The sequence below is a fragment of the Sinosporangium siamense genome (genome assembly GCF_016863435.1).
Classification (GTDB): domain Bacteria; phylum Actinomycetota; class Actinomycetes; order Streptosporangiales; family Streptosporangiaceae; genus Sinosporangium; species Sinosporangium siamense.
Genome location: NZ_BOOW01000060.1, coordinates 41,637 through 48,066 on the forward strand (window position 1 = coordinate 41,637; position 6,430 = coordinate 48,066).

Annotated in this window: 7 protein-coding genes; 4 read left to right on the forward strand and 3 right to left on the reverse strand. The window is 66.7% G+C overall.

The genetic code is table 11. The features are described 5' to 3' along the window. The first annotated feature begins 177 nt into the window (after positions 1 to 177). The 3 genes from Ssi02_RS37665 to Ssi02_RS37675 all read left to right on the forward strand — a co-directional run bounded on the left by Ssi02_RS37665 (position 178) and on the right by Ssi02_RS37675 (position 2,808). A complete protein-coding gene (locus Ssi02_RS37665; RefSeq protein WP_204033608.1) occupies positions 178 to 717 on the forward strand; it encodes a hypothetical protein in 540 nt (179 codons plus the stop codon). A gap of 319 nt (positions 718 to 1,036) precedes the next feature. Further along, positions 1,037 to 1,537, forward strand: coding sequence for a SigE family RNA polymerase sigma factor (locus tag Ssi02_RS37670; protein ID WP_204033614.1), 501 nt, complete (start codon positions 1,037 to 1,039; stop codon positions 1,535 to 1,537). Beyond that, on the forward strand, positions 1,534 to 2,808 hold the full coding sequence (locus tag Ssi02_RS37675) for a TolB-like translocation protein (protein ID WP_204033618.1): 1,275 nt from the start codon (positions 1,534 to 1,536) through the stop codon (positions 2,806 to 2,808). The genes Ssi02_RS37670 and Ssi02_RS37675 overlap by 4 nt, the downstream gene beginning before the upstream one ends. 116 nt (positions 2,809 to 2,924) lie before the next feature. Here the strand turns inward: Ssi02_RS37675 and Ssi02_RS37680 are convergent, their stop codons facing one another. Further along, the gene (locus tag Ssi02_RS37680; RefSeq protein ID WP_204033624.1) at positions 2,925 to 4,256 is read right to left on the reverse strand and encodes an MFS transporter; all 1,332 of its coding nucleotides are present in this window, start codon (positions 4,254 to 4,256) and stop codon (positions 2,925 to 2,927) included. 233 nt (positions 4,257 to 4,489) lie between these two features. Here Ssi02_RS37680 and Ssi02_RS37685 point away from each other — a divergent pair, with 233 nt between their 5' ends. Further along, positions 4,490 to 5,074 (forward strand): TetR/AcrR family transcriptional regulator, encoded by a 585-nt coding sequence (locus Ssi02_RS37685; protein ID WP_204033630.1) that lies wholly within the window; start codon positions 4,490 to 4,492, stop codon positions 5,072 to 5,074. A 173-nt stretch (positions 5,075 to 5,247) separates the two neighbouring features. On the opposite strand, the gene Ssi02_RS37690 is transcribed toward Ssi02_RS37685, so the two are convergent. After that, positions 5,248 to 5,466: a hypothetical protein gene (locus Ssi02_RS37690; protein WP_239130388.1), complete on the reverse strand. Its 219-nt coding sequence runs from the start codon at positions 5,464 to 5,466 to the stop codon at positions 5,248 to 5,250. Positions 5,467 to 5,722: 256 nt separating this feature from the next. Continuing rightward, positions 5,723 to 6,118 (reverse strand): hypothetical protein, encoded by a 396-nt coding sequence (locus tag Ssi02_RS37695; RefSeq protein ID WP_204033640.1) that lies wholly within the window; start codon positions 6,116 to 6,118, stop codon positions 5,723 to 5,725. Positions 6,119 to 6,430: the final 312 nt, after the last annotated feature.

Sequence of the window (6,430 nt, forward strand, 5' to 3'; positions counted from 1 at the left end):
ACCTGGGAGATCCCGCCCGCCGGCGAACAGTGATCATCCGGTTCGCTGCCGCGAGCTTCGCTTGCGCGACTTGGAAGTGACTTGGAGATCACTTGTGCAGGGGCATTTCGCCTATGCCGGGCGGCTGTGCGTTACTTTTTGATCATGGCCTTGAAGACTCGGGATACGACCCCTGTCATGTGGGTCGTCATCGCCCTGCTTGTCGGCGGCGCGGTGACATTGGCAGCCGTCACGATCTACAAGTCGGTTGCCCCCGGCATCATGTGGCTCTTCGACCCGGTGGTCATCTTCGGGTGGTTCGGGCTTTTCCTGGCGTGGTTCGCCGCGATGATCGTGGCGGGACTCCACCGTTTCCCCTCGTGGGCCGCCGCCGCACCGCCGCTCATCGGAGTGGCGGCGGGATTGATCGCCTTCACCTCGCTTCCCACGAAGGCCGGGGTCGAGATGTGGGAGTCCGAGTTGCGAAGTCACGCCGTCGCGGTCGCCGACGGGAAGGTCGCCGACGGAGAGCACCGGATCGGCCCCTTCACCCTGGACAGCGCCGTCAAACTGCCGAACGGCGCCGCCTTCACCTTCGACATGAGCGGCTGGATCTTCGAGAGCTACGGCATGGCCTACCTCCCCCGGGAAGGGGGCGACGCGTCGAAGGAACTCTCAGAGAAGTTCACCGAGTTCGAGCACATCGGCGGACCTTGGTACTGGGTGAGGAGCGCCTGAGCGCGCTCCCGCTCAGATCGGCTCGACGACCAGATCGGACGGCAGTCCCCCCGAGGACGTCGAGTGTCGCGGTCCTGCCTTCCCTGATCGTGACCGTGCCCTAGGCGGTGCCCGCGACGAAGGGGAAGCGCCTGGCCCGTTGGCCGACGCGCGGCCGCTGACCGGGCGCTGCTGGTGAAGGTTGCGTTCTTCGCCGGGCTTGGCGTCACCGTACATTCGTGTGGGGAGACGCCTCTCTCGTCGTGATTTTTCCGGGGGATTCAACAACTTCGCCATCGGGTGCGTCTTGGGGACGTGAACTCACGAGAGGCGAAGACAGGTGGAGGATGACAGCCGTTTTGCGGACTTCGTCGCTGAGCGGGCCGATGCGCTGCTGCGCTACGGCTATGTGCTCAGCGGCGATCCGCACGACGCCGCCGACCTGACGCAGGAGGCGCTGATCCGGCTCCACCGTGCGTGGCCGCGGGTGCGCCGCAAGCACAACCCGGAGAGTTATGTACGGATGACCATGGCTCGGCTGCACGTCAGCGTCTGGCGTCTGCGGCGGCGAGAGCGGCTCGTCTGGGAGTTGCCGGAGGTGCCGCATCGGGACGCGTTGCCGTCCGAGGCCGAGCAGGGGCTCTGGGATCTGCTGAAACGGCTGCCGCGTAAACAGAGGGCCGTGCTTGTCCTGCGCTACTACGAGCAGCTCACCGACGACGAGATCGCGGGAGTGCTCGGCATCTCCTCGGGGACCGTGCGCAGCCACGCGTCCCTGGGGCTCGGCAAACTCCGCTCCGCCGTACCTCGCCCCCAAACCGCGAAAGGGCGTGCAAGATGACCGACGATGTGGAGGCGGGCCTGCGCAGTGTGCTGATGCGCGCCGCGGAGCAGGCGCCGCAGGCGCCAGGAGAGTTGTCGACCCGGCTCGTGACGGTTTCGCGGCGCCGGCGCAGAGCCCGCTTGTCGGGCCTCGCCGCGGTCGCCGCAGCCGTTGTGGCGGTCGGCGGAGTAGGGGTGACGTGGGGCGTGGCGGCACAGCCTGCTCCGTCGCCGTTGGGGCAGGCCACCACGGCGGCGAGTGTGGAGGCGACATCCCCGGTTTCCCCGGTTGAGGAGATCGCCGGGCCGTCGGGTGACCTTATAGAGAAGGTCTGGCCGCAGGCAGTGCGGACGGTGCCCAAGGATCTTCCGGGTGGGGAGAAGATCCGGCCGGTGGAGTTCATCGACGACGACACACTGCTTGTGACGACCTGGGGGAGCTTCGAACGGACCAACGCTCTCTACGCCTACGACCTCGGCTCCGCCGCCCTGCGCAAGATCGCCGACGTGCCGACGCCGGAGGGGACCGTGGGATTCGCCACGGACTTCACCATCGGTGCCGAGCACGTGGTCTGGTGGTCGCAGCGCCGGACCGGGGACATCGATCTGTGGGCTGCACCGCTGGGCGGGGGAGAGGCCAAGCGCGTCGCGGTTCACAACAACGGCAAGGGAGTCGAGGACGACGGGGTCGGGATCGAGCCGCCTTCTGTGACAGGGGACGGGAGAATCGTCTTCTCCTATTCGATGCAGGCCGGCGTCTTCACGGTTCCCCTCGGGGGCGGAACCGTGGAACCGCTTGCCGGTGGAGAAGGCCTTTACCTCCTGCGATGGCCGTGGATCGGTTCTGTGGAAGTCGAACGGCATGCCCATCCGGACACACCGAGCTTCGGCGAACTCGTCAATATGGAGACCGGGGAGAAGCGCACAGCCGTCGTGCATCCGGGGGAGCGGGAGGTGCGGTGTGGATTGACCGTCTGTACGGGGCTTAAAAGTGATGGCAAGGCGTTCTACCGGCTCCGTGACGGCTCGCAGGAGAAGGAAGGGGGCTTGAGAATGTCGCCGGGAGGCCTGGCATATGACCGTTTCCTCATCGCGACCGGGCGGGGTTCTGCGGGGGCGATGCGGGTCTTCCTGCAGGACCTGGCCACCGGCACATCCGCCGATCTTGGAATTGAGCCTGACAAGGACGGCAGCATCGGCTACCCGGCCATCGGAGCGCATACCGGCCGGCTTTACTCCTACGAAGTAAAGGACAAGTTGGTGCTGGTGGATTTCGGCAAGATCTCCTAAGCGCGGCGGCTTAAGGAGCGTCTCGGCGGTGAATGGCGTCTCCGTCGTGTGGAACGAGCGGTGTCCCCCCGCTTTTCCGCACGACGGAGATTCACCGGCCAATTCCTACGGACTCGTCACCCACGCGGTTTCTTGCGCACGAAGGCCACCACCACAAGTGTGGCCACCGCCACGACGCCGAGGCCCGCGCCGAACGCGGCCCGCATTCCCTCGGCCACGGCCTGCGGTCCGGCGCCGGGCTTCACCAGGGCGTACACCGCCGACAGAATCGCCACTCCGAGTGAGGCGCCGGTCAGGTTCAACGCCTGAAGCACGCCGGACGCCACACCCGATTCGGCGGGATCGACCCCGGTCATGACCACGACGTTGAACGGCACGATCACCAGCCCCAGGCCGACCCCGGTCAGTAACACCGGGCCGAAAACGCCGTCGGCATAGCCGGTCTCCGCGGAAAGCCGCGTCAGCCATCCGGTCGCCGCCGCGAGCGCCGCCAGTCCGCCGAGGCCGACAGGCCCGGCGCCGAACCGGCCCACCAGCCTCGACGCGTACTGCGCGGCCACCAGCATGCCGATCGCCATCGGCAGGAAGGCAGCTCCCGCGGCGAGAGGACTGAACCCCATGACCTCCTGGAGAAACTGGACCAGCAGAAACTGCATGCTCAAGGTCACCATGGGGACCAGCAGCATGATGGCGAACGCCGCCGCCCTGGTCCGGTCGGCGAACAGGCGCAGCGGCAGGATCGGTTGCCGGACCCGCCTTTCCAGCCACACAAATGCGATGAGCAGCACCACCCCCACGGCCAAGGCCGGGACTCCGTCTTCCCACCCGTGGTCGGCGGCCCGCACCAGCCCGAAAGTGAGAGCGGTCAGCCCAGCCACCGACGCCACCGCCCCCACGAGGTCGAAGGAGCCGGAATCGGCTGCGGATTCCTCGACGTACCTGGGGGTGAGAAACAGGACGACCAGGCCGATGGGCACGTTGATGAGCAGCGCCCACCGCCAGGACAACGCCGTGGTGATGACACCGCCGAGCACCAGGCCGAGCGTCATCGCCGACGCGGTGACCGATGAATAGACACCGAGCGCCTTCGCCTGGAGCACGCCGCGGAAGTTGGTGACGAGCAGAGCCAGCGTGCTCGGCCCCGCCAGCGCGGCCCCGACCCCTTGCAAAGCTCTTGCGAGAACCAGTATTTCTGCCGTCATCGCGAGCCCGCCGACGAGCGAGGCGGCGGTGAAGAGCGACATTCCGGCGAGGAAAACCTTCCGTTTCCCGAGTAGGTCACCTGCTCTTCCGCCGAGGAGTAGCAGCCCGCCGAAGGCGAGCAGGAACGCGGTGGTGACCCAGGACAGGCCGGTGGGGGAGAAGCCGAGGCCCTCTCTGATCTCGGGGAGAGCGACGTTCACGATCGTGCTGTCCAGCATGAGGGTCAGCTCACAGGACACGATCATCGCGAGAACCAGCCGTGACCTGCGATCGAGACGGGCGGGGGGTGGCTCGGCGGCAGAGCGGTCCGCCGGTATGGGCTGCTTGGCCGGCGCAGATGGTTGCGAGCTCGGCGGACTCGATCTTGGGGGATTCGACACGACCCTCCCTGAATTAAGGAACTAGTTGGTCTACTAATGATTCGTTTATAGTAGACCAACTAGTTCAGTAAGCGTCTAGAGGGCCGTCCAGGGGACTTATGAGCGACTCACCGCATCCGCCGACCCGAAGGCGTGGCGAAGCCCTGCGCCGGGCCATCTTCGACGCGGTCGTCGAACAGCTCGGCACAGTCGGCTACGCGAAACTCAGCACCAACAGCGTCGCCGCGGCGGCCGGCACCGGCAAAGCCGCCCTCTATCGCCGTTGGAGCAACAAGGAAGAGCTGGTCAGAGAGGCTCTGAAGGACCTGCTTCCGCCCCCGCCCGAGATCGAGCCCGGCACCCCGCTCCGCGAGGGGCTGCTGGAGCTCCTCCGCTATCTCAACCAAACCCTGTTCGACTCCAAGGGCGCCGCGTTTCAGGCGGTGGCGGCAGCGGGCGGCGGGGAGACGGAGAAACTCCGGGTGCTGTTCCACGAGACGGTCACCGTCCCGTGCCAGGAACGCATCGCCGAGCTGGTGCGACGGCACGCCTCGGTGCCTGAGTCGCAGGAGAGGCTGATCGTGATGACGGGCCCCGCGATGCTTATGTACCACTGCCTCAGCGGGCAGCCCAAGAGCACGGATCACCAGGTGGAGAACATCGTCGACGAACTGCTCTTGCCATATCTGCGGGAGCGATCGTGAACTCGGCTGGGTGCCCTGGGCAGGCGTCCTTTAGAAGGGCGCTCGCCTCGGTGGGCTTGATCGGCGCCTGACGGACTCGCGCTTCGCGCTCAACCTGACCTCACCTCGGTGGAGGCGGCACGTGCGGCATTCAGCGGGTCGCGGCGCGGCTCAGAGTGGAGCGCCGGCGTGGTTCAGAGTGGAGTGCCGGCGTGGTGAGGCCCCGTCGCGGGGGTGTCGCGTGGGCGCCGGAGCATGAGCGCCGTCTTGTGCAGTGCCCAGGACATGAGGATGATCCCGAACGCCCCCTGGGCCAGCCGGGCCACCGCTGTGCTGTCGACCGCGGCGAAGACCACCACACCCAGCCATAGGAAACCGAAGCCACCGACTAGGGCGATCGCCGCCCAATTCAACCCCCGCTGCCACATGTGTGCAGTGTTACAGATCTTGTTTCAAGCGCAGGTCAACTGCGTTCCCGCCCCCATTGACCGCACCGGCTCCACCCCTCCCCGGCGCCGGTGCGGCCCCCCTGGTGAACCACGCGAGTGAACCTCGCGTCCCGTGAGAGTCCGATGACTCTCACGTCTGGTGAACCTCGCGTCGTTCCGTTCGACGGCCGGCCGGCATCGGTGCCCGTCCGCCGTCCCCCCGGAGCGATGTGCTTGACAATCAGCCAGGCAACGTACGGCTGGCGCCCGCGCATCGCCGTAGCCGCGGCCCCGTGACGCGCATCGGTGTGGACTCCAGACCCGTGACCATCGCCGTGGTCCCCTTGGCGTCGGACAGGATCTGGTGAACGCCTTCGCCCGCGAGCGGCAGTTGGCCGTTGACGCTCAGTTCGTGCTGGATGAAGGTCAAGGGCTCGTCGTCGCCCGCCATCTGAGCCGCGATCGCGGCCCGGGCGGCGGTAAGCAGTCGGAGATAGTGGGTGCGAAGGCTGGCCTCGCGCTTGCGGGCGTGCTCCAGGTCGTCGAGCAGGTTTCGGGCGACGCGCAGCAGGTCCCCGGCGTGGTCCGCTTCCGCAGCGATGTAAGCGCGGATGTCGTCGAACTCCGATCGGGTCATTGGACGTACACCTCCACAGGAGGACTGGCTCGTGGGTACTTCGTACCGGGAAGTGATTGCGAAGCGCTTGCCGAACGGTTGCGCTGAAGCCACGTCCAGCTGAAAGCGCGGGTTTGGAGTGAGGTAGTGGGGGGAATGATTGACGAGTTGCGTGTGCGGTGTGTGGAACCTGCGGTGGACTGCTAGAGTCTGCGATGCGGAAGCGCAAGCGCAACACCCACTTTGGGTGGAAGCGCCCAGGGTCTCCGCCCCCTCTTTCCCCGGATCCTGTGGACTCCTGAAGCAAAGTTTGCTTCTGGCCAGAAGGACTGG

Coding starts and splice junctions, on each gene's coding strand:
- Ssi02_RS37665 (WP_204033608.1), top strand. CDS start 178: ATGTGGGTCGTCATCGCCCTGCTTGTCGGCGGCGCGGTGACATTGGCA.
- Ssi02_RS37675 (WP_204033618.1), top strand. CDS start 1,534: ATGACCGACGATGTGGAGGCGGGCCTGCGCAGTGTGCTGATGCGCGCC.
- Ssi02_RS37680 (WP_204033624.1), bottom strand. CDS start 4,256: ATGATCGTGTCCTGTGAGCTGACCCTCATGCTGGACAGCACGATCGTG.
- Ssi02_RS37685 (WP_204033630.1), top strand. CDS start 4,490: ATGAGCGACTCACCGCATCCGCCGACCCGAAGGCGTGGCGAAGCCCTG.
- Ssi02_RS37695 (WP_204033640.1), bottom strand. CDS start 6,118: ATGACCCGATCGGAGTTCGACGACATCCGCGCTTACATCGCTGCGGAA.